Below are 22021 nucleotides of genomic sequence, written 5' to 3'. Positions count from 1 at the left end.
TACCCAGTATGACGCGGCCGTCAGTCCCTGGCGAAAGCCGCCGCGAGTTGACGCTCGGCGTCGACGTACGGGCTGCCCGAGACATCGACCACCACACGCTGGATCGTTCCGCCGCGGAACTCGAAGGGTGCCCGGTAGGCCGTCGACACCGGCTGGCCCAGATTGCGGCCCACACTGACCCCGCCGCCGGCCAACCCGAACGTGAACGGGTGGGCTTTGACCCCGGGCAGTGTCGCCACCGCCGCACCGTCGACATAGAGAGTGACGTCGCCGACGGGTGTGTGGGTGCCCTCCACCCCGGTGCGGGCGTAACCCACCCCGAGGATGTGGTGTCCGGTCGGCACCGGGTCGGGTGCGATGACCCGCTGCTCGAGTTCGCCGAAGAAGTTGTAGACGAATTGCAGCCGGCCGTCGGCGACGAACAGCACGTACCCGCCGTGGCCGGCGCCCTGCTTGAGCAACACCCCGCTGACATCGGGGCCGTCGACCACGACGTCGGCGAGCACCGAGAAGGAGCGACCGCCGATCATCACGCAGGCACCCATCGACACCGGTGCGGTGTGCGGGTAGTACACGTAGCTCGACCGGTCACCGGCCAGGCCGGGCCGCCAGCGACCGACCATCTCGAAGACGTTGAGGTCCGAGAGCGGAAGCCCGTTGTATTTCTGCGCTTCGGCGAACCAGAGCGCCTTGAGCTCCTCGAGTTTCTCCGGATGCTGCGCCGCCAGATCGCGGGTCTGGCTGCGGTCCTCGGCGATGTGGTAGAGCTCCCAGCGGTCGTCGTCGAAGTGCGACCAGCCCGACGGTGCCGCCGGGTGAACGGTGTTGGCGAACCAGCCGTCGTGCCAGATTCCCCGGGTGCCCAGCATGGTGTAGAACTGGGTGTGCTTTCCGGTGACGAACTCCGGATCATCCAGTGCGCCTTTGAAACTCACCCCGTCGAGCGGCTTCTGCGCGATGCCCTTGACCGTCTGCGGCGGTTCGATCCCGAGTAGCTCATACACCGTGGGGGTGATGTCGGCGACGTTGACGTAGTTGTCCCGTACCGCACCGTGTGCGGCGATTCCGTTGGGCCAGGACACAATTGCGGTGTCGGCGATTCCCCCCTCATGGGAGGCGTAGCGCTTGTACAGCTTGTACGGAGTGTTGAACGCCATCGCCCACCCGATCGGGTAATGGTTGTAGGTGGTCGGCAACCCCAATTCGTCGATGACACGCAAGCTGTCCTCGACCGTGTCGATGTAGCCGTTGAAGAACTTGGCCTCGTTGACCGATCCGTTCGGGCCGCCCTCGCCACTGGCCCCGTTGTCGGAGATCACCACAATGATGGTGTTGTCCAGCTGGCCGGACTCTTCGAGATAGTCCAGCACCCGGCCGATCTGGGCGTCGGTGTAGGACAGGAAGCCGGCGAACACCTCGGCCATCCGGGTGAAGAGCCGTTTCTCGTCGTCGGACAACGAATCCCACGGCCGCACCGTGTCCTGCAGCGGCCACGGTTCCCCATTCGGTCCGGTGACGTCGCTGTACGGATTGACCCCGGACAGCTCGGTGTCGGGTGGCACGATGCCCAGCTTCTTCTGGTTCTCCAGCACGATCTCCCGGTACCGCTCGTAGCCCATGTCGAAGCGGCCGGCATAGCGGTCGGCCCACTCGGTGAACACATGATGCGGGGCGTGGCCGGCACCGGGGCACAGGTAGGTGAACCAGGGTTTGTCCGGGGCGACCATCGTGGAGTCGCGGATGAACTCGATGGCCTTGTCGGCGAGATCCTTGGAGAGGTGATAGCCCTCTTCCGGGGTGGCGGGCGCCTCCACCGGATGGTTGTCGTAGACCAGTTCGGGATACCACTGGTCGGTCTCCCCGCCCATGAATCCGTAGAACCGCTCGAATCCGCGCGACAGCGGCCAATGCCGCCGGGTGGCAGCAAGATTGGATTCCTCGATCGGGGTCAGGTGCCATTTGCCGACGCAGTAGGTGTTGTAGCCGTGCTCGGCGAGCACCTCGGAGATCAGGGCCGTGTCGTCGGGAATGCGGCCGCTGTTGCCGGGGAACCCTTCGGTGAACTCCTCCACCATCGCCATGCCGACGGTCGTGGCGTTACGACCGGTGAGCAGCGAGGCCCTGGTCGGCGAACACAGCGCGGTGGTGTGGAACTGCGAGAGCCGCACACCGCGTTCGGCGATCCTCGACATCGCCGGCATGTCGACCAGCCCGCCGAAGCAGTCCCAAGTGGCGATGCCGACGTCGTCCCAGACCACGTAGAGGACGTTGGGCGCCTCCGGTGGCGCCTTCGGAGCGGCGTACGGACCCCAGTCGGGTTCGGAATCCCGAATGTCGAGCGCGATCTTGCCGGCGAACTCCGTTGCCATTCATTACCCCTATCGTCGAGGCGACCCTACCTGCGCCGGGTAGGAATCTGCTGAGTGATCCGGTCCGCCGACTCAGGCTTCCGGCACCGGTTCATTGACCCGGTACAGGCGCCAGTTCGGTTGGCCGACGCCGTCATTGGGGATCTCCAGCTCCAGGGTGGCCACGTCGGCACCGGTGTCGTAGAGCGTCGGGTAGCGCTGATTGAGCGCGTCGGACACGCCGCGGCCGGTGGGCGGCACGGCGAGCAGATACTTGATGCCGTTGCCCGACGGGTTGTTGAGCAGCCGGACGAAGTCCGGATCCGAGGGCACCACGAACATCCGGGGGTTGCGGGAGGCGGCGACGACGGCGAAGCCGTACACCGTGTCGGTGATGACCGAACTGTGCGGTAAATCGAGGTCATCCAGGTAGCCGGCGATGGCGCGCTCAGTGGAGAAGGTCCGCGCGATGCGATGCTCGACGGCCTTCTGCGGACTGGTGCTGTCGGGAGCCGGATTGATCACCGCCCCCAGCGCATACTCCTGCGGCGCATACCGCGGCAGGCTCATCCCCCACCCGGTAACCGGCACACTGATCGCGAGCGCCAGCGCCACCCCGGCATAGCCGGCGCGGGTGCGGGTCGACAGGGCGTGCGTGGGCGGTAGCGCGTTGCGGCCGCGCCGCTTGGGTGTGACGAACGCGCCGTCGGGAACGGCCAGCATCGCCAGGCACGCCGAGAATGGAATAGCGATGATGTAAAAGCGCAGAAACGGGAATGTGGAGCCCGCGGCGAAGGTCAGCGCCTGAAACGTCAGTGCCGCTCCGTAGATCGCCAGCGGCGGGATGAGCATGGTCCATTTCGGCCTACCCCAGCGGATGAACCCGGCCCACACGCCGATCGGGATCAGGGTCGGCGCCAGCAGCAGGGTGCACGTGCCGGCGAACACCAGGCCGTCGACCGGTCCGGCCGCCACCGTGCCGGATTGTTTGAGGATCGCGGAATTGCCGTATTGCGAGGTGAATTGGGCGAAGGCCTCACCGGTGATCAGCCAGCTGGCCGCCGCCCACCCGATGAACGCGACGAAGCCGGGCGCGCTGACCAGGATCAGGTCCAGCAGGGCACGACGGAACCGCGGTGGCCGACGGGCCCGCAGATAGGTGGTGGTGCCCACCACGAAGCCGGCGGCGGCCACGCAGGCCACCGCGTCGTAGCGGGTCAGGTAGGCCAGCCCCATCGCGATACCGCCGGCGGCAACGAGGTGGTGGACGTCGTCGTCGACCATCCACAGGATGAGCCGGCGCACCGCCCAGGAGATGAAGAAGATGAACGGCGCCTCGCTCATGCCGTTGGACCCGTAGAAGATGATCATCGGATTCAGGGCAAACAGTGTGGTGATGGTCAGCGAATACCACCGCGGCAGACCACGGTCGGTACCCATCGACAGGATCTGCACCACGGCGCCGGCCATGAACGCCGCTGACATGATCGAGCCCGCGAACGCGCGCGCGGCCAGATCCGGGAAGATCGGACTGGCCGCGATCACCGGAATCTGCACCATCGCGGTCAGCGGGGTGAAGATGAAGCCAATGGCCGCCAGATGCGGCGAACGGCTGAACAACACGCTCTGCGCCGCCGACACCCGCGACAGCGCGTCGCCCAGGATGAACCCGTTGGCGACCTGCAGCCAGTAGCCCACCGCCAGGTACACCACGAAGGCCGCGGCGAAGGCCACCGTCTTGAGGCGGCGGTCGGCCAGGACGGTCATGAGGTCGCCGGCCCGGGATCCGGTTTCTGGGACAGACCGTGAAACGTCTTCTCCCAGTAGGACGGATTACGGATCAGCTGGTAGGTGCCCTTGGCCGCGGCGATGCTCATCATCACGAAGAAGGCCGGCACGGTGAGCGCGGCCACCAGCAGGTCCGAGCGATCGTCTTCGCGCAGTGCGATCAGATTCATGTACAGGGTGGCGCCGTTGCCCAGGATCAGCGCAGCCAATGCGGGGAAATAGATGTACCAGGGGAAGACGGCCTCCACCACGGCCGGCTGTCCCAGGAACCAGAGCGCGGTGATGAACCAGAACAGCAGGTTCAGCACGGCGATGATCGGGGTTCCCGCCATCACCAGGTTGAACCGGATGAAGCTGCGTAAACCGATGGTGCGCAACAGCTGTCGCGGTCGTCTGATGTGGACCAGCCAGGTCTGCAGATAGCCCTTGTACCATCGCGAGCGCTGCCGGACCCAGTTGATCGGGTCACTGTTGGCTTCCTCCAGCGTCGAGGAGTCCAGCACCGCGGTCTGATACCCCGATGCCGCGATCCGCAGGCCCAGGTCGGCATCCTCGGTGACGTTGAACGGATCCCACGCCCCGATCCGGTCCAGCACGTCGCGGCGCAGATGATTGGAGGTGCCGCCCAACGGAATCGGCGAGTTGCTGCGCATCATCCCGGGCAGCAGATAGCCGAACCACAGCCCGTACTCGGCGGTGAACCATCCGGTGAGCAGGTTCTGGTGGCCGTTGTGATAGGCCAGTTTGGCCTGCACACAGGCGATGTTGTCGGGCAGTTCGCGGAAGGCGGCCACCACGCGGCGCAACTGCAGCGGTTCGGGCAGATCCTCGGCGTCGTAGATGGTGACGATCTCACCGGTGGCGAACTCCAGCCCGTAGTTGCACGCCTTGGGTTTTGTCCGTGGTTCGGCGGGCGGGACGAGCACGATGGTGATGGTCTCGGAGTCGGCGCAACTCTCGGCGGCCGTGATCGTCACGTCGTCGTCGGCTTCGAGCAGCAGGAGCACCTGGAGCTTGTCCGCCGGATACTCCAACGCCGCCATCGCACCGAGCAGGTCGGCCACCACCTCCGGCTCGTTGTAAGCCGGGACCAGGATCGTGTACGCGGGCAGCTGGTCGTCGGGGATGGCGCGGGCCTTCTCGTCGGAGATCACCAGCGCCGCCGAGGCCAACCCCTGTTTGAAGATCAGCACCCGGTCGAGCATCGTGAAGACGTAGCCGAAGGTGCACAACCCGATCAGCGCGACCGCGGTCTGCATGGGCAGCCATATCGCGAAGCCGATGGTGACGATCAGCATGGCCCACAGCACGGCGCGCTGCCAGCCCATCACCGGATTGGCCGCCGACCGCATCGGATCGTCTTCGCGCAGACCCTCGACGGCACGATGCAGTGCCCGCTGCTTCTCCTCCTCGGTGGCCTCGTCGTGGCTGCGCACGTTGCGCCAGTTCATCCCAGTGTCTCCGAACCCTTGAGCTGGGCATCGACCAGGCCCTTGCCGAACTGGGTGAGCATGTCGGCGTCCTTGAACTCCGGATCCTTGTTGCTGGTGACGGCGTTGCCACGCAGCAGCACGGTGAACAGGGTGCCCAGCGTGGGCAGCAGCGCCCCGTTGGGCTCGGGGAAGGGGGCCTCGGCCTCGTGGTTGTCGACCGCCCCGATCAGGATGCGCTGGGCGGAATCCTTGTTGCGCCAATGGAAGACCAGAATGTTCCAGGTGACCAGCAGCTGGTCGTCGACGACGCTGAACATGAAGCCGGTGACCCCGTGCCCGAGCTCGACCGGATAGGGCTCGCTCAACCGACTGGAGGCCACGTCGTACAGGACGTTGGAGGGATAAACATTGAACGAGAACGGCCGCCAGGTGTTGGTTGAGTCGACGATCACCGTCCGGGGCCGGGCGAACTTGTCCCACTTGGGGTTTCCGGTGTCGGCGACCATCGTCTGGCGCAGCAGGGTCGAGTCCCGCCCGTAGAGCCTGCGGACCCAGTCGTATTCGGTCTGTTCGGTGATGTGCCAGCCGACCGGCGCCGACAGTGGCCGGCCGAACGTCATCCACGACACCCAGGTGGTCGGCGGATTGGTCGGGCCGGGGAGTTTCACCAGGGACAGCGCGACGGCGACCGCCAGCACCAGCGGTAGGCCGGCCCAGACATCCTTGGCGGCAAGGGGTTCCAGCCGCCGATCGAGCACGCGTTTGCGGGCGCCCCGGCGGGCCAGGAAGAACAGGGTCAGCCCGACCGCGGCGATCGCGGTGACCGCCGGAATCATCTGGTAGGCGAACAACGGTGCGGTGGGCCGCAACACCGCGATCCCCATCAAGACGATCAGGCCGACCGCCCAGGAGCCGATAGCCCCGACCAGTCCCCTACTTCGGGTGCGCCCCACCGCGATCGCGGTGGCGGCGGCGGCGATGATCAGCACCCCGGCGCCGGCGGCCACCCGGCTGCCGCCCAGAAGGATCACGGTGATCTGGTACGGCAGCGGGAAGACGGCCAGCAGCAGTGCCCATACCCAGGCGAACCGGATCACCGGCCGCAGCCCGAACAACACCACGCTGGCGCTGACGACGAAGAACCACATCGCCAGCAGGTCCAGGCGCAGCAGGTAGAAGTAGTTGGCGTAGCGCTGCAGCAGCACGCCGTGCACCATCAGGGCCACACCCATCCCGATGATGCCGACGATGACGTCGGTCTGGCGATCGTGGATCGGCAGTTCGGTGCGCTCGCGGCGGGCGACGCCGATGGCCGCCATGATGCCGGCGACCGGCACCACCCAGACGTAGCCGTTGAGGCTGCCCGCTCTGGTCGATTCGAGCCCCGCCTCCAGGGAACGGTGAAAGGCGAAGACGGTCAGCACGGCGATGTAGGCCCACCGCAACACCAGCCGGTAGACGGGCCGCAGCCCGTGCAGCCACGGGGTGGGTGGCTCCGCCAGGTGCGGCGGTGTCGCTGCCGTCGCCGTCATCGTCAGCCGCCGGATTCGCCTCTGCCGGAACGCAGCAGGATCAACCCGGTGCCGATCGCGGCCAGGGCGACGATGCCGCCGCCCAACGCCCAGGCCCAGGTCCTGCGATCCGCTACGGTCGCGGCCGGGGGCTGCGCCACCCCGGGCTGCGTGCCCAAGGTGACCGGGCTGTGCCCCGGCGTAGCGACGATCGCCGCTCCGTTGAGCCGCGACCACCGGCGCGGGTCGCTGCTGAGCCAGCGCAGCAACTCGTCGAGCTGGTCGGGGGCACCGTTGGAGGTGGCCACCAGCAGTGTGCGCTGTCCGTCGAAGACCGTCTGCAACGAGCCGAACTGGATCGCCGGATCCAGCGTCAGCGTGGTGGGTTCACCGGCATCGTCGACCCCTTCCAGCGACAGCCGTCCCGTGGTCGGGCTGACGGGAAGGGGGATGCGGGGGAACTTCCACCCGTCGGCGGCCACGACGATCGCAGGCAGCCGGCTGTTCACCGCGGCTTGGGCGTCGGTGACCGCGACGTCGATCGGCAGCGCGCTGAGGCGTTGCAGACCCACGATGATCGTGGTGGCCCGCACCGTATCGGCGAAGGCGTCGGTGCCGATACCCACCTGAACCCTCGGCATCAGCGCCTGCGGCAGCGACTGGAAGCCGCTGGGCACGGGCGGGATCGCCGGTTCGCTCTGCACCACGCTGTCGCCGTCGATGGTCAGGGTGAGCGGCTGGAACTCCCCGCACCGCCCGGTGTTGCCCGCGATGTTCAGTGCCACCCCGAGATTGGTGTAGCGCTGCAGCAGACGGTCGGGCACCGACACCCAGCGATCGATCACCCCGTTGTTGTCGGTGGGCCAGCGGTCGATGGTCTCACCGCCGACGACGGCGACCAGCCGGGCGCTGATGGCGTCCGGCACCGGGGTATAGGAGCCCATCAGGTGGACGCGGACGTTATGTGCCGAGCGGCCCAGCCGGGTCTGGTCGAGTCCCACGGTGACCTGAGGCGCCAGCGCCACCGCGGTGACCGCGTTCTGGCCCAGTTCGCGCAACGTGGTGACGTTGCCGGGAAGCTGCGCGGTGATGCGCAGTGGTCCGGCAACGGCCTTCGAGCTCAGCGCCAGCCGGGAGATGTCCGAGGACAGCAACCGGGTCTGGTTGGTCAGTTCGTTGGCCGGTCCCGAGATCCGCAGGGCCGGGATGACACCATCACCGCCCTGCAGTGACAGGCCGGTGTCCGGCCCTTCCTGGATGACGATGCCGCGCTCGAACGGGAACTGCGGCGCCGCCGGTCCCGAACCGATCGTGGTCACCGCGACGGCGGTCGTCTGGGTGCCGTAATGCGCGACGGTGGCCGCAGCCAGACGCACCGCGGCCTCGGACTCGACCTTGCTCGGGTTGGCCGGGATGGAGATGGTCAGCTTGCGCAGCACCGGCGGCAGGAAATCGGCGACCGTGGTGGGCGGCAGTTCGACCCCGTCGAACGTCACCGATCCGTTGACCAGCCGCAGCGGATTCGTCGGATCCAGGCAGTACCCCTGCACCGGAACCAGATAGGTGCGCAGCGTGACCGTCACCGAGTTGTCGATGATCTCCGCCCCGGCGAGCGGAATCACGATGGGCGCCTGGTCGGTCGGCGGAAGCGGGATGCGAGCGATGGTGCGCTCGTCCTGGGTGACGCTCAACGTTCCGGACGCGACGTTGATCGGCACCTCGACGGTCGCATTGAGCGCGATGGGAACCAGGCCCTGCGGTACCGGGAAGGTCAGCGTGGCGGTGCCCTGGTCGCCGTAGAAGGCCAGCGGGGCACTGGTGCCCATATCGACGAGAGCCAGGGTCGGTGCGGTCGATAGCGGCGCGGGAGGAGGATCCGGCTCAGCCCGGGTCAGCGGCGCGGTCCACAGCGCCAGGGCGAGGATGGCGACGATCCACGCCGACCTGCGCGGCGATCTGTTCTGCACCATGGGCATGTCTGCGACCTTGCTCGGTGGGCGTCAATTTCACATCAGTCTCACACACAACTTCGGCCCCGTGCGCGCGATCCCATCAGCGATCCGCTTAACCCGTCTTGCGCGCACTCAGCAGAATCGCCAACGCCCCGAGGGCTGCCACGGCGACAACCCCGCCGGCCACCCACCAGGCCCACGAGTACTTGTCGCCCCCGCTGTCCGGCGGGGCTTGCGGTGCGGCCATGCTGGCGGGCTCATTGGCCACTGTCACGGGAAGCTGTCCTGGAACCGAAATGACCGCTCTGCCATCCAAACCCGCCCAGCGGCCCGGCCTTTCGGTGAGCCAGCCGAGCAGGTCGTCGACCTGTGCGGGCAACCCGTTCGACGTCGCGATCAGCAGAGTGCGCTTGCCGTCGAACACCGTCTGCAGCGAACCGAACTGGATCGCCGGATCCAGCGTCAGGGTCAGCGGCTTGTTGTCGGTGTCGCGCGCCTCGATGTCGATGCGGCCCTTGTCGGTGGTGACCGGAAGTGAGATGGATTTATCTGACCACCCGTCGGCCGAGATCAGGATCGCCGGATCGGTACCGGCGATCGCCTGCTTGAGACTGGTGACGGTCGTCATCAACGGAATCGGGCTGAACCGCTGGATTCCCACCACGATCTGAATGGCCCGAACGGTGTCCAGGAATGGATCGGGATCGCCGATGCCGATCTGCGTGCGCGGCATCAAGGTCTGGGGAATCGACCGGAATCCCGGCGGCAGAGGCGGATTCGCGGGGTTCACCGTCACGACGGTGCCGCCGTTGATCCTCAGATGGATGGGCAGGTAGTCACCGCAGCCGCCGTGGTAGCCCGTGGTGTTGATGGTGACCACGACGGTGGTGCTGCGCCCCAGCAGCTTGTCGGGGATGTCGATCCAGCGATCGATCACCCCTTCCCGCTCGGCGGCCCAGCGGTCCAGGGTCTGCCCGCCGACCGACACCTTGACCTCGGCGCCCAGAGAGTCGGGAACCGGGGTGTAGGAACCGAGCAGATGAATCCGCACACCCTGCAAGGGGTGCCCGAATCGGGCCTGATCCAAGGTGATGCCGACCTCCGGCCACATCGCCACCGAGGTGAGCTCGGCCTGGTCGAGCTGGACGAGTGTGGTGGTGTTGCCGGCCAGTTTGAGCCGGTACTGCAGTGGGCCGGCAACGGCCTTGGGGCTCAGCGCGAACCGCAGCGAGTCGTCGGCGAGTAACCGGGCCTGGTTGGTCAGCTCATCACCCTGGCCGCTGACCAACAGCGACGGAATCCCACCGCCCTGCAGTGAAAGCCCTTTGTCGGGCGACTCTTTGAGGACGACCTGCCGTTCCAGGGGCAGCGACGGGGCGGGCAGTGTGGTCGCGCCGTCGGGCAGCGCGGTGACGAACACGTCCGGGCTCTGGCCGCCGTACTTGGCGGTCACGGCGGCCGCCAGTTGCACGGCGGCATTGGATTCGGCCTGCGACGGCCGTGGCGGAATCGCGATGGTCAGCTTGCGCAGCACCGGAGGCATGAACGCGGCCACGGTGGTCGGGATCGGCTCGGCGCCGCCGAACGTGATGGAGCTGTTGATGAGCCGCAGCGGATACAGCGGGTCCCAGCAGTATTCGTCGAGCGGGATAGCGGTCACCGTCAGTGTCACCGACAGGTAGTTGCCCGACACCTCGGCACCGGCCAGCGGGATGACCACGGGCACCTGATCGGTCAACGGCAGGTCGATCCGGCTGATCGGCCGGTCGTTCTGGGTGACGGTGAGATTGCCCAGCCGCAGATTGATCGGAAGCTGAAGAGTCGCGTTGAGCGACACCGGCGTCAGGCCCTGGGGCACCGGGAACGACAGCGTCGTACTCGTCGTGTTGTCCGCGCCGTAGAACGTCAGCGTCGGGCTCTCGCCGAGATCGGCCAACGACAGCGTCGGCGAGTCGGCCACCGCGCCACCCGGCGTCGGATCGGTGGTCGGCTCAGCGTGCACCCCCGACGTACCCCCCGCGAGGAGCATCGCGGTGACGCCGGCAATCGCCGCCATCCGTTTAGCGAAACTGCTCTTCATCGGATGAATCGTAGGCACTCACCTGCTGGTGACCGCGCCGAACCGCCGAATTATCGCCTTCGTTAGTTACCGACGAAAATGCCCACCGCCGCAATCGGCGATGGGCATCTCCACGATCGTGGTGAAAGCGAGTGGCTACTTGGCCTTCTCGAGCACGTCCACCAGGCGCCAGCGCTTGGTCGCCGAGAGCGGACGGGTCTCCATCAGCGAGACCCGGTCGCCGATGCCGGCGACGCCGTCCTCGTCGTGGGCCTTGACCTTCTTGGTCGTGCGAATGATCTTGCCGTACTTGGGGTGCTGCACGCGCGACTCGAGTTCGACGACGATGGTCTTCTCCATCTTGTCGCTGACCACGTAGCCGATCGCGGTCTTGCGTCGACCACGGGGCTTCTCAGCCGCCGGGGTGTGCTTGGGTCCCTTGGTTTCTGCCATCACGATTCCTCACCAGCGGGTCCGGAGGCCAGACCCAGTTCACGTTCCCGCAGCACCGTGTAGATGCGTGCGATTTCCTGCCGGACCGTGCGAAGCCGGCGGTTGTTGTCCAGCTGCCCGGTGGCCATCTGGAAACGCAGATTGAACAGCTCTTCCTTCGACTCGCGCAGCTTGTCGACCAACTCGTCGTCGGTCAGTTCGCGCAGTTCGCCGGCGCTGACGCCCACTGCCATCAGAACTGCTCCTCTCGGGTCACGATGCGTGCCTTGATCGGCAACTTGTGGATCGCGCGGGTCAGTGCTTCGCGCGCGATCTGCTCATTGGGGTAGCTCAGCTCGAAGAGCACGCGGCCGGGCTTGACGTTGGCCACCCACCACTCCGGGGAACCCTTACCGGAACCCATGCGGGTTTCGGCGGGCTTCTTGGTCAGCGGACGGTCCGGGAAGATGTTGATCCACACCTTGCCGCCACGCTTGATGTGCCGGTTGATGGCGATACGAGCGGACTCGATCTGCCGGTTGGTGATGTAAGCGTGCTCCAGGGCCTGGATGCCGTAATCACCGAACGTCACCGACGTGCCACCGCTGGCAATACCACGCTGCTTAGGGTGGTGTTGCTTGCGGTGCTTGACTTTACGGGGAATCAACATGACTTAGTTCTCCGTGCTCTCAGCGGCGGGCTCGACGGCCGAAGCCTCGACCGTCTCCGCCGGGCCTTCGCTGGCGGCGCGGCCAGCTTCGGTGCTCGTCGCGGTGGTACCCGACGCACCGCTGCGGCGCGGGCGGGTGCCCGACGGACGCTCACGGCGCGGCCGGTCGGCGGCGGGTGCGGCGGCGGCCAGCTCACGCTTGCCACCGACGATGTCGCCCTTGTAGATCCACACCTTGACGCCGATCCGACCGAAGGTGGTCTTGGCCTCGTAGAGGCCGTAATCGATGTCGGCGCGCAGGGTGTGCAGCGGCACGCGGCCTTCGCGGTAGAACTCCGAGCGGCTCATCTCGGCGCCGCCGAGGCGGCCCGAGCACTGCACGCGGATGCCCTTGACGTTGGGCTGCCGCATGGCCGACTGAATGGCCTTGCGCATCGCGCGGCGGAACGCCACACGGTTGCTCAGCTGCTCGGCCACGCCCTGGGCGACCAGCTGCGCCTGCGACTCGGGGTTCTTGACCTCGAGGATGTTGAGCTGAACCTGCTTGCCGGTCAGCTTCTCCAGGTCGGCGCGGATGCGGTCGGCCTCGGTGCCGCGGCGGCCGATCACGATGCCCGGACGCGCGGTGTGGATGTCGACCCGAACCCGGTCACGGGTGCGCTCGATCTCCACGTCGGCGATGCCGGCGCGCTCCAGACCGGTGGCCAGCAGGCGCCGGATGGCCACGTCTTCCTTGACGTAGTCGGCGTACTGCTTGTCGGCGTACCACCGGGACTTCCAATCGGTGGTGATACCGAGCCGGAAGCCGTGGGGATTGATTTTCTGGCCCACTACTCCGAGCCCTCCTTCGTCTGATCAGCCGTCTTCTTGGCAGCCTTGCTGGCCTGCGCACGACGAGCGCGGGCGGCGCTGGCCGACGTGCCGGCGTCCTTCTTGCTGGGACGGCTCTCCACGATCACGGTGATGTGGCTGGTGCGCTTGCGGATCCGGTAGGCGCGACCCTGCGCGCGCGGCCGGATGCGCTTGGCCGTCGGGCCCTCATCGGCATAGACGGTGGCGACCACGAGGGAGGCCGGATCCAAGCCGTTGTTGTTCTGCGCGTTGGCGGCAGCGCTGGCGATCACCTTGGCGACCGGCTCGCTGGCGGCCTGCGGGGCCCAGCGCAAGATGTCGAGCGCCTCTTCGACGGACTTCCCGCGAACCAGGTCGATCACCCGGCGCGCCTTGCTGGCCGAGACGCGCACGAAGCGGGCCTTGGCGGTAGCAGACGGATATTCGGTAACGGTGCTCATCGGCGCTTGCTCTTCCGGTCGTCCTTGATGTGACCCTTGAACGTCCGCGTCGGGGCGAACTCGCCCAGCTTGTGGCCGACCATGGCCTCGGTGACGAACACCGGCACGTGCTTGCGACCGTCATGGACGGCGAAGGTATGACCGATGAAGTCCGGGATGATGGTCGAACGACGCGACCAGGTCTTGATGACCTGCTTGGTGTTCTTCTCGTTCTGGACGTCGACCTTCTTGAGCAGATGGTCGTCGACGAACGGACCCTTCTTCAGGCTGCGTGGCATTGCTTACTCTCCTGCCTAGCGCTTCTTGCCGGTGCGCCGGCGTCGGACGATGAGCTTGTCGCTCGGCTTGTTGGGCTTGCGGGTGCGGCCCTCGGGCTTGCCCCACGGGCTGACCGGGTGGCGACCACCGGAGGTCTTGCCCTCACCACCGCCGTGCGGGTGGTCGACCGGGTTCATCACGACACCACGGACGGTCGGGCGCTTGCCCTTCCACCGCATACGGCCGGCCTTGCCCCAGTTGATGTTGGCCTGCTCGGCGTTGCCCACCTCACCGACGGTGGCGCGGCAGCGCACGTCGACACGGCGGATCTCACCCGAGGGCATACGCAGGGAGGCGTAGCTGCCTTCCTTGCCCAGCAGCTGGATGCTCGAGCCGGCCGAACGGGCCAGCTTGGCTCCGCCACCCGGGCGCAGCTCCACGGCGTGGATCACGGTGCCGGCGGGGATGTTGCGCATGGGCAGGTTGTTGCCGGGCTTGATGTCGGCGTTGGGACCCGACTCCACAATGTCGCCCTGCTTGAGACCCTGCGGCGCAATGATGTAGCGCTTCTCGCCGTCCAGGAAGTGCAGCAGTGCGATGTTCGCAGTGCGGTTGGGGTCGTACTCGATGTGTGCGACCTTGGCGTTGACGCCGTCCTTGTCGTTACGACGGAAGTCGATCACCCGGTAGGCGCGCTTGTGGCCACCGCCCTTGTGCCGAGTGGTGATTCGGCCATGTGCGTTGCGACCACCGGTGCTGTGCAGCGGACGGATCAGCGACTTCTCCGGAGTCGAGCGAGTGATCTCGGCGAAATCGGAGACGCTGGCACCGCGGCGACCGGGGGTCGTCGGCTTGTACTTGCGAATTCCCATGTTCTGGTTCCTGAGTCCTTGTTCGTTCCCGGGCTAGGCCGGTGCTCCGAAGAGGTCGATCGGCTTGCTGCCGGGGGCCAGGGTCACGATCGCGCGCTTGGTGCTCTTGCGCTTGCCGAAGCCGGTACGGGTGCGCTTGCGCTTGCCCTGCCGGTTGGCGGTGTTCACCGAGTCGACCTTCACCTTGAAGATCTTCTCGATGGCGATCTTGATCTGCGTCTTGTTCGAGTCCGGGTGGACGACGAACGTGTAGACGTTGTCCTCGATCAGCCCGTACGACTTCTCCGAGATCACCGGAGCCAGGATGATGTCGCGGGGGTCGGTCACGGTAGCCATCAGGCGGACACCTCCTGCTTCGCCTTCGCGTGCTCGATGTAAGCGTTGAGGGCCTCCACGCTGAACACCACGTCGTCGGCATTGAGGACGTCGTAGGTGTTGAGCTGGTCCGGCGAGATCACATGCACACCAGGCAGGTTGCGCACGCTCTTCGCACCGACCTCGTCGCTGCGGCCGATCACGATCAGCACCTTCTTGTTCTCGGTCAGCGAGCCCAGGAACGCCTTGGCGCTCTTGGTCGACGGGGTCTGGCCCTCGACCAGCTCGGTGACCGCGTGGATACGCTCATTGCGGGCCCGGTCGGACAAGGCGCCACGCAGTGCGGCGGCGATCATCTTCTTCGGGGTGCGCTGGCTGTAGTCGCGCGGCTGCGGGCCGTGGACGGTGCCACCACCGGTGAACTGCGGCGCGCGGGTCGAGCCCTGACGGGCGCGGCCGGTGCCCTTCTGCCGGTACGGCTTCTTGCCACCGCCGGACACCTGGGCGCGAGTCTTGGTCGCGTGCGTGCCCTGTCGCTTGGCCGCCAGCTGCGCGGTCACCACCTGGTGCATGAGCGCCACGTTGGCTTCCACGTCGAACAGCTCGGCCGGCAACTCGACGCTGCCGTCCTTCTTGCCGCCCGGGGTATGGACGTCAATCTTGAGAGTCATTACTTCTCACCTCGTTTGACCGCGGTGCGAACCATCACCAGGCCGCCGGTGCGGCCGGGGACCGCACCCTTGATCAACAGCACGCCGTTCTCGGCATCGACCTTGTGCACCAGCAGGTTCTGCGTGGTGATGCGGTCGCTGCCCATCCGGCCCGACATCCGGGTGCCCTTGAAGACGCGGCCCGGGGTGGCGCAGCCACCGATCGAACCGGGCCGGCGGTGCACCGCCTGGGCACCGTGGCTGGCGCCCTGGCCACGGAAACCGTGGCGCTTCATGGTGCCCGCGTAGCCCTTGCCCTTGGACGTGCCGGTGACGTCGACGTAGGTGCCGTCGGCGAAGATCTCCGCCGTCAGCTCCTGGCCGACCTCGTACTCGGCTGCCGCGGCCTCGTCGTCGAGCCGAAGCTCGGCGAGGTGGCGGCGCGGGTTGATGCCGGCGGCGCTGAACTGGCCGGTGACCGGCTTGGTCACCTTGCGCGGGCTGATCTCGCCGTAGGCGAGCTGCACCGCGCTGTAGCCGTCACGCTCGGGCGTGCGGATGCGGGTCACGACGTTCGGACCGGCCTTGACGACCGTCACGGGAACGACGCGGTTGTTCTCGTCGAAGACCTGGGTCATGCCCAGCTTCGTACCCAAGATTCCTTTACGTGCCATGTCTTCGCCGACCCCTACTGGATGTTCACGTCGACGCTGGCCGGCAGATCGATGCGCATGAGCGCGTCGACCGTCTTCGGCGTCGGGTCGAGGATGTCGATGAGCCGCTTGTGAGTACGCATCTCGAAGTGCTCCCGCGAGTCCTTGTACTTATGCGGGGAGCGGATGACGCAGTACACGTTCTTCTCCGTCGGCAGCGGCACCGGGCCGACCACACTGGCGCCGGTTCGGGTGACCGTCTCCACGATCTTGCGCGCCGAGGCATCAATGGCCTCATGGTCGTAGGCCTTGAGCCTGATGCGGATCTTTTGTCCCGCCACGCTTCTCCTACCTTCACTCCTGCTTGGTCCCCGCAAGGGGACACGGTGGTCGTGCGCTGCCGTTCCGGCCTGGGGCCGAGACTCAGCGCTGGCTGTCGCCGCCGCTCTTTACCTGTCCTGGTACACCGGCCCCCGCGGTCGGGCGTGTCGCCCTCACGCAGCCTGCGAGGCGCGTGGAAAAACCATCGCGCTCCGAGGTTGGGACCGGACGCGCCCGTTCGGGCGCCGGTCGTATACCTTGTGCGGGACGCTCCCGATGGGGGCGAATCCGGCTCAAGGCAACCCGAACAGTATGCCCTAGATCGCGGCACCAGCCAAATTCGCTCGAGCACCAGCCAAATCTCGCCGGAGCGCGATCGGAATTCCTGCACTGCCTGCTCAGCGCGGGTGCGCCCGGGCTGCGGCGATGCGGCCGGACGACTGATCTTACTGCGGAGTAAGGTCGGCCGGCATGGTGGCGACGACCGGTACCTACCGGATCTGGCAGCGACTGTCCCGATACCCCGGCGGACGGGTGGCGTTCTCGGCGGCCGCGGCCGTGCGAGTGCCGTTCTTCGCCACGCTGCTGCCTCACATCGTGCGGATGGAACCGGGCTACGCCGAAGTCAGCATCCGCAAATGGCTCCTCACCTATAACCACCTGCGCACCGTGCACGCGATCGCGATGTGCAATGCCGCCGAGCTGGCGATGGGCATGCTGATGGAGGCCACGGTCCCCACCACCCACCGCTGGATTCCCAAGGCCATGGACGTCCAGTACCTGCACAAGGCCACGACCGCGCTGCGCGTCTGCGCCCGCATCGATCCGCCGGACTTCGCCGCGATCACCCAGGGCACCGAGGTGGTGGTGCCGATCAGCGCCTACGACCGGTTCGGGACCGAGGTGTTCCACGCCGAGATCACCACCTGGGTGACGCCGTCCCGGTCCTACTGACAGTCACTGCCATGTCGGCATAGCATGCCGACATGTACCGAGTCATCCAGTGGGCCACCGGCGGTGTCGGCAAGGCCGCAATCCAGGGCGTCCTGCGCCACCCCGAACTCGAACTCGTCGGCTGCTGGGTTCACAGCGACGACAAGAACGGCCGCGATGTCGGCGAGCTGATCGGCGAGGGTCCGGTCGGGGTCGCCGCGACCACCGACGTCGACGCCCTGCTCGCTCTGGACGCGGACTGCGTCATGTACTCCCCGCTGCTGCCCGACGACCAGGTCGTCGCCCGCATCCTGCGGTCCGGCAAGAACGTCGTGACGCCCGTCGGGTGGGTCTACCCGGACCGTCAGAGCCCCGCCGTCCAGGCCATCGAGGAGGCCTGCCAGGCCGGTGGCGTCACCCTGCACGGGTCGGGCATCCACCCCGGTGGCATCACCGAACGATTCCCGTTGATGGTGTCGTCGCTGTCGTCGGCCATCACCCACGTGCGTGCCGAGGAGTTCTCCGACATCCGCACCTACAACGCTCCCCTGGTGGTGCGTGAGGTGATGGGTTTCGGCCTCACTCCCGAGCAGGCGATGAGCGGGCCGATCGCGTCACTACTGGAAGCCGGGTTCAAGGCGTCGGTGTGGATGGTCGCCGACGAACTGGGCTTCCGGTCCGAGCCCACGATCCGCTCCACTCAGGAGGTGGCGGTGGCGGTGCACGGCACCGACGAACTCGTCGTCCCCATGGAAGCCGGCACCGTGGCCGCCCGCCGGTTCCGCTGGCAGGCAATCGTTGACGACAAGCCGGTGGTCACCGCGGCGGTCAACTGGCTGATGTGTGAGGTCGAGCTCGATCCCCCGTGGACGCTGGGCGAGCAGGGTGAGCGCTTCGAGGTCGAGATCACAGGTGATCCCGATGTGTCGCTGACCTTCAAAGGGCTGCAACCGGAAACGGTCGAGGAAGGGCTCAAGCGCAATCCCGGTGTGGTGGCCACCGCCAACCACTGCATCAGCGCCATCCCCTACGTCTGCCAGGCCGGGCCCGGCATCAAGACCTACCTGGACCTGCCGCTCATCGCCGGCCGGGCCGCCCCGGACCTCGCCCGCTGATGGAACCCCTTGCCGACCTTCGGTTCTCACACCTTGTGGTGGGCGTGACCGATATGGACCGGGCACTGACGTTCTATCGGGAACTGCTGGGCATGGAGGTGGTGTTCGACCAGACCATGTCCGGCGAGCCCTTCGACGCGGCGATCGGTGGCGCCTCGGGCAATCAGGGCCACGTGGTCGGCGGACTCGTCGGTGGCGTGATGCTGGAACTGTTGTCGCTGGGCGATCAGCCCCGCCCGCCGCGGCGGTCCATCGTCGGCAACCAGAACATCTCCCTGTCGGTTACTGACCTGGACCAAACCTACCGCCGGGTGTGCGCCGCGGGGTTCGAACCCGATCAGGCGCCGTTCGACATCGCCGGAGTGCGGATGTTCTTCGTCAAGGATCCTGACGGCACCGCCGTCGAGTTCATCGAGTTCCCCGCACCGGCCCGCACATCCCTGGAGTTGCACCGTGGTACCTGAGGATCGCCCGCCGTACTGGCATTCCACGTCGCTGACCGGCCTGCGGGCGATCGTCACCGGCGCGGCCAAGGGCGTCGGCCGCGGGATCACCGCGGCCCTGCTGGAACGCGGCGCCGCGGTCCTGCTGGTCGACCGCGATCCCAAGGTCACCAAGGTGGCCGACCAGTTCGTCGCAGAAGGACAGCACGCCACGGCACTGGTCGCCGATCTGTGCGACCGCGCCAGCTACCGCCTGATCGTCGACACCGCGGTCGACTACCTCGGGGGGCTGGACGCGCTGATCAACAACGCCATCGTGAGCAATGAGCCAAAGCCGTTCAGCGACATCACGATGGAGGACTACGACCTGGTGTTCGACATCGGGCCGCGGGCCACCTTCTTTCTGATGCAGGCCGCCTACCCGTTACTGAAGGCCTCCGCCCGGGGTTCGGTGGTCAACCTCGGTTCCGGCAGCGGCACCGGCGGGCAGACCTGGTTCGGCGCCTACGCCGGAGCCAAGGAAGCCATCCGCGGGATGTCGAAAGTCGCTGCGCTGGAATGGGGTCCGGACAACATCCGGGTGAACGTGATCTGCCCGTTCGCCAACTCCGACGGGGTCCGCGGGTGGCGCGAGTCGTTCCCGGACGTCTACGCCAAAGTCGTGAAAGGCATTCCGCTGCAACGGGTCGGTGACACCCACCACGATATCGGCGCGACCGTCGCCTTCCTGGTCAGCGATGACGCGGCCTATGTCACGGCGCAGACCATCCACGTCGACGGCGGGATGGGATCGTTCCGGTGACCGACACCCCCTCGTTGCGCGACAGGCAGCGGGCCCAGGTGTTGTCCGACATCCGGGCTGCGGCCTACCGCCTGTTCGCCGCACGGGGATTCAGCAACGTCACCACCGAGGACATCGCCGCCGAGGCCGCGGTGTCACCCCGGACGTTCTTCCGTCATGTCGCCACCAAGGAGGAACTGCTGCTCGGCCCGGTCCAGCGCGGCGGCCCCGCGATCATCGCCCTGCTGGAGCGGCGGCCCGCCGACGAGCCGGCCGACGTGGCATTGGCGGCCGCGATCGTGACCCGGGTGGGCTCCTTCGACGATGCGGACCTGCAGAACTGGCTCGCAGCGATCCTGACCGCACCCGACCTGCTCGACCGGGTGACCCTGCTGCCCGCCGCCGACCGCATCCGGCTGGCCGAACTCATCGCCGAGCGCATGGGGGCCGACCCCGCCGATGACAACCGGCCTGGATTGCTGGTCCAGTTGTCCTTGGCGGCAGCAGATTTCGCATTTCAACGGTGGGTGCGTGACGGCCACACCCGGCGACGGTCACTGTCCCGGGACGTCAGTGAGGCACTGGCCGTGGTCGAACATCCGCGCTGGCGCAGTTAGCGCGATCCCTTCACAGTGGCCCAGAACGGGCACTGGTGACGGGCGGCGAAGTCGGTGACGATCGAGAGCTTCCCGGTCTGCAACGACAGTCGCGCGCCGGTTGCCGCGTCGGCGCCGAGCGGGGGCCACTGCGGCGCACCGGTGACGCCGGGCACGCCGGTCTTCACGAACTGGCTCCAGTACCCGATCATCTGGTCGGACAGCTGACGCTGCGCCGGATCGAGCGGTGGGGCGCCACCGATATCGAACAGGTAGCGCAGCTCGAGGCCGTGGCTGGCGCCGACCGGGAACGGCACCGCACGGAACGGGTCGGGCGAGGGCGCGGTGCGGTCGTTGAACTCGTAGGCGTACACCGGTGCACTGTGCGCCAGCCCGGCCGCCATTGTGTTTGCGGGACAGGCGAATACGCCATCAGTGACGGCCGCGGAATAGGCTCGGCCGGTGCTACCGTCGTAGCGCTCCAGCGGATAGCGTGCGGCCACCGCGGATGCATCCGGGCCGAAGGTGTCGGCCAGCAGCTTCGGATAGGGCGGCAACCCGCGCTCCTGCAGATACTGCACGGCGACGAACAATGTGAACTCGTCGGTGTTGGTGCCGATCAGCACCGGTACCCGCGGCACCCGGTCGAGCGCGAACGCCGTCATCGGATCCACCGGCACCCGGTCGGTTCCGGTCACCGGGCCGGTGAGCCGGTCGGCACCGAAGCCGACGTACAACGGTGGCCGCTGCAATCGGTCGGCGGGCAGGGCGCGCAGGCAGTCGGCGGCAGCGGCCTCGTCGGCGCACCCCACCCCGGCGGCGTACTCCAGGCTGACCCGCTGCGCGGTGGGACGATCCGCCTGCGCCTGGCAGGGACCGCTCTGCAGGATCGCCGCCCGGAACAAGCCTTGCGAACCCGGTGCGACAAGGTGGTCGCACACCGACATCGCACCCGCTGACTCGCCGGCGATAGTCACCTTCGCCGGATCTCCGCCGAACGCGGCGATGTTGTCGTGCACCCAGTGCAGCGCGGCCTGTTGATCGGCCAGCCCGTAGTTGCCCGCATTCCCGTTGCGGCTCAACGCCGGATGCGCGAGAAAGCCCAGGGTGCCCAGCCGATAGTTGATCGTGACGACGACGATGTCGCCCTGAGTGGCCATCCACCGGGCGTCGTAGATGTCGGCGCTGCCGTTGAGGAACCCGCCGCCGTGAATCCAGACCATCACCGGCCGCGGCGTTGTCGGGGTTGCCCCGTCCGGGGTCCAGACGTTGAGGTTCAGGCAGTCCTCACCGGTGGCGCGCCCGTAGTCCGGGTCACTCTTGGTGTCCTGGGGGCAGCGCAGCCCGGGCTTGGTGGCATCGCGCACGCCCTGCCACGGCAGCGCAGGCGCCGGCGGATGCCAGCGCAGCGGCCCGACCGGTGGTGCCGCGTAGGGGATGCCGTCGAACACCCGGTAACCGGGGGCCACGACGCCACGGACCGCTCCCCCGGCGGTCTGCACCACCGCCGGTCGGGGAGCTACGGCCGGCGTCGTCACCGGCGTGGATTCCCCGTCACCCCGGGCACACCCGGCGACAAGGGCCAGGCTCATCAGAATC

The 22021-nt window shown here is 67.3% G+C and carries 22 protein-coding genes and 1 pseudogene; 5 read left to right on the top strand and 18 right to left on the bottom strand.

The window, feature by feature from the left end; genetic code table 11:
* Positions 1 to 20: 20 nt before the first annotated feature.
* The 17 genes and pseudogenes from BN3385_RS07760 to rpsJ form a co-directional block, all read right to left on the bottom strand.
* Positions 21 to 2369: an arylsulfatase gene (locus tag BN3385_RS07760; RefSeq protein WP_059015972.1), complete on the bottom strand. Its 2349-nt coding sequence runs from the start codon at positions 2367 to 2369 to the stop codon at positions 21 to 23.
* A 72-nt stretch (positions 2370 to 2441) separates the two neighbouring features.
* The gene (locus BN3385_RS07755) at positions 2442 to 4115 is read right to left on the bottom strand and encodes a glycosyltransferase family protein (RefSeq protein WP_059015971.1); all 1674 of its coding nucleotides are present in this window, start codon (positions 4113 to 4115) and stop codon (positions 2442 to 2444) included.
* Positions 4112 to 5587, bottom strand: coding sequence for a glycosyltransferase (locus BN3385_RS07750; protein WP_059015970.1), 1476 nt, complete (start codon positions 5585 to 5587; stop codon positions 4112 to 4114). Before BN3385_RS07750 ends, BN3385_RS07755 begins: the two co-directional genes overlap by 4 nt.
* On the bottom strand, positions 5584 to 7101 hold the full coding sequence (locus BN3385_RS07745) for a hypothetical protein (RefSeq protein WP_059015969.1): 1518 nt from the start codon (positions 7099 to 7101) through the stop codon (positions 5584 to 5586). The genes BN3385_RS07750 and BN3385_RS07745 overlap by 4 nt, the downstream gene beginning before the upstream one ends.
* A 2-nt stretch (positions 7102 to 7103) precedes the next feature.
* Complete coding sequence (locus tag BN3385_RS07740; protein WP_197415175.1) at positions 7104 to 9050, bottom strand: DEAD/DEAH box helicase family protein; 1947 nt, start codon at positions 9048 to 9050, stop codon at positions 7104 to 7106.
* 94 nt (positions 9051 to 9144) lie between these two features.
* The gene (locus BN3385_RS07735; RefSeq protein WP_156432633.1) at positions 9145 to 11112 is read right to left on the bottom strand and encodes a hypothetical protein; all 1968 of its coding nucleotides are present in this window, start codon (positions 11110 to 11112) and stop codon (positions 9145 to 9147) included.
* Positions 11113 to 11247: 135 nt separating this feature from the next.
* Positions 11248 to 11544: a 30S ribosomal protein S17 gene (gene rpsQ, locus BN3385_RS07730; protein ID WP_059015967.1), complete on the bottom strand. Its 297-nt coding sequence runs from the start codon at positions 11542 to 11544 to the stop codon at positions 11248 to 11250.
* Positions 11544 to 11777, bottom strand: a complete 234-nt coding sequence (gene rpmC, locus BN3385_RS07725; protein ID WP_059015966.1) for a 50S ribosomal protein L29 — start codon at positions 11775 to 11777, stop codon at positions 11544 to 11546. Before rpmC ends, rpsQ begins: the two co-directional genes overlap by 1 nt.
* Complete coding sequence (gene rplP / locus BN3385_RS07720; protein ID WP_059015965.1) at positions 11777 to 12193, bottom strand: 50S ribosomal protein L16; 417 nt, start codon at positions 12191 to 12193, stop codon at positions 11777 to 11779. The genes rpmC and rplP overlap by 1 nt, the downstream gene beginning before the upstream one ends.
* A gap of 3 nt (positions 12194 to 12196) precedes the next feature.
* On the bottom strand, positions 12197 to 13024 hold the full coding sequence (gene rpsC / locus BN3385_RS07715) for a 30S ribosomal protein S3 (RefSeq protein WP_059015964.1): 828 nt from the start codon (positions 13022 to 13024) through the stop codon (positions 12197 to 12199).
* Between the two features lie 32 nt (positions 13025 to 13056).
* A pseudogene (gene rplV, locus BN3385_RS07710) lies at positions 13057 to 13485 on the bottom strand (50S ribosomal protein L22); the annotation flags it as partial.
* On the bottom strand, positions 13482 to 13763 hold the full coding sequence (gene rpsS, locus BN3385_RS07705; RefSeq protein WP_003892827.1) for a 30S ribosomal protein S19: 282 nt from the start codon (positions 13761 to 13763) through the stop codon (positions 13482 to 13484). The pseudogene rplV and the gene rpsS, both read right to left, overlap by 4 nt.
* A 15-nt stretch (positions 13764 to 13778) precedes the next feature.
* The gene (rplB, locus tag BN3385_RS07700) at positions 13779 to 14615 is read right to left on the bottom strand and encodes a 50S ribosomal protein L2 (RefSeq protein ID WP_059015962.1); all 837 of its coding nucleotides are present in this window, start codon (positions 14613 to 14615) and stop codon (positions 13779 to 13781) included.
* Positions 14616 to 14648: 33 nt separating this feature from the next.
* A complete protein-coding gene (gene rplW / locus BN3385_RS07695) occupies positions 14649 to 14951 on the bottom strand; it encodes a 50S ribosomal protein L23 (protein WP_059015961.1) in 303 nt (100 codons plus the stop codon).
* Entirely contained in the window at positions 14951 to 15601 is a 651-nt protein-coding gene (gene rplD, locus BN3385_RS07690; RefSeq protein WP_059015960.1) for a 50S ribosomal protein L4, read from the bottom strand. Before rplD ends, rplW begins: the two co-directional genes overlap by 1 nt.
* Positions 15601 to 16254, bottom strand: coding sequence for a 50S ribosomal protein L3 (gene rplC / locus BN3385_RS07685; protein WP_059015959.1), 654 nt, complete (start codon positions 16252 to 16254; stop codon positions 15601 to 15603). The genes rplD and rplC overlap by 1 nt, the downstream gene beginning before the upstream one ends.
* 14 nt (positions 16255 to 16268) lie before the next feature.
* On the bottom strand, positions 16269 to 16574 hold the full coding sequence (gene rpsJ, locus BN3385_RS07680) for a 30S ribosomal protein S10 (protein ID WP_003883485.1): 306 nt from the start codon (positions 16572 to 16574) through the stop codon (positions 16269 to 16271).
* Between the two features lie 451 nt (positions 16575 to 17025).
* On the opposite strand from rpsJ, the gene BN3385_RS07675 reads away from it, so the two are divergent.
* The 5 genes from BN3385_RS07675 to BN3385_RS07655 are packed head-to-tail and all read left to right on the top strand — an operon-like array spanning position 17026 to position 20443.
* Positions 17026 to 17508 (top strand): hotdog fold domain-containing protein, encoded by a 483-nt coding sequence (locus BN3385_RS07675; RefSeq protein WP_059015958.1) that lies wholly within the window; start codon positions 17026 to 17028, stop codon positions 17506 to 17508.
* A gap of 32 nt (positions 17509 to 17540) precedes the next feature.
* Positions 17541 to 18602: an NAD(P)H-dependent amine dehydrogenase family protein gene (locus BN3385_RS07670; RefSeq protein WP_059015957.1), complete on the top strand. Its 1062-nt coding sequence runs from the start codon at positions 17541 to 17543 to the stop codon at positions 18600 to 18602.
* Positions 18602 to 19066, top strand: coding sequence for a VOC family protein (locus tag BN3385_RS07665; RefSeq protein WP_059015956.1), 465 nt, complete (start codon positions 18602 to 18604; stop codon positions 19064 to 19066). Before BN3385_RS07670 ends, BN3385_RS07665 begins: the two co-directional genes overlap by 1 nt.
* Complete coding sequence (locus BN3385_RS07660; protein WP_059015955.1) at positions 19056 to 19847, top strand: SDR family NAD(P)-dependent oxidoreductase; 792 nt, start codon at positions 19056 to 19058, stop codon at positions 19845 to 19847. Before BN3385_RS07665 ends, BN3385_RS07660 begins: the two co-directional genes overlap by 11 nt.
* Positions 19844 to 20443: a TetR family transcriptional regulator gene (locus BN3385_RS07655; protein ID WP_197415142.1), complete on the top strand. Its 600-nt coding sequence runs from the start codon at positions 19844 to 19846 to the stop codon at positions 20441 to 20443. The genes BN3385_RS07660 and BN3385_RS07655 overlap by 4 nt, the downstream gene beginning before the upstream one ends.
* Here the strand turns inward: BN3385_RS07655 and BN3385_RS07650 are convergent.
* Entirely contained in the window at positions 20440 to 22014 is a 1575-nt protein-coding gene (locus BN3385_RS07650; RefSeq protein ID WP_059015953.1) for a carboxylesterase/lipase family protein, read from the bottom strand. The genes BN3385_RS07655 and BN3385_RS07650 overlap by 4 nt on opposite strands.
* Positions 22015 to 22021: the final 7 nt, after the last annotated feature.

It is taken from the genome of Mycobacterium sp. M26, from assembly GCF_001494595.1.
Lineage (GTDB): Bacteria > Actinomycetota > Actinomycetes > Mycobacteriales > Mycobacteriaceae > Mycobacterium.
Note: the sequence above shows the minus strand (reverse complement) of the source record. Positions and strands in the feature narration are given on the sequence as shown.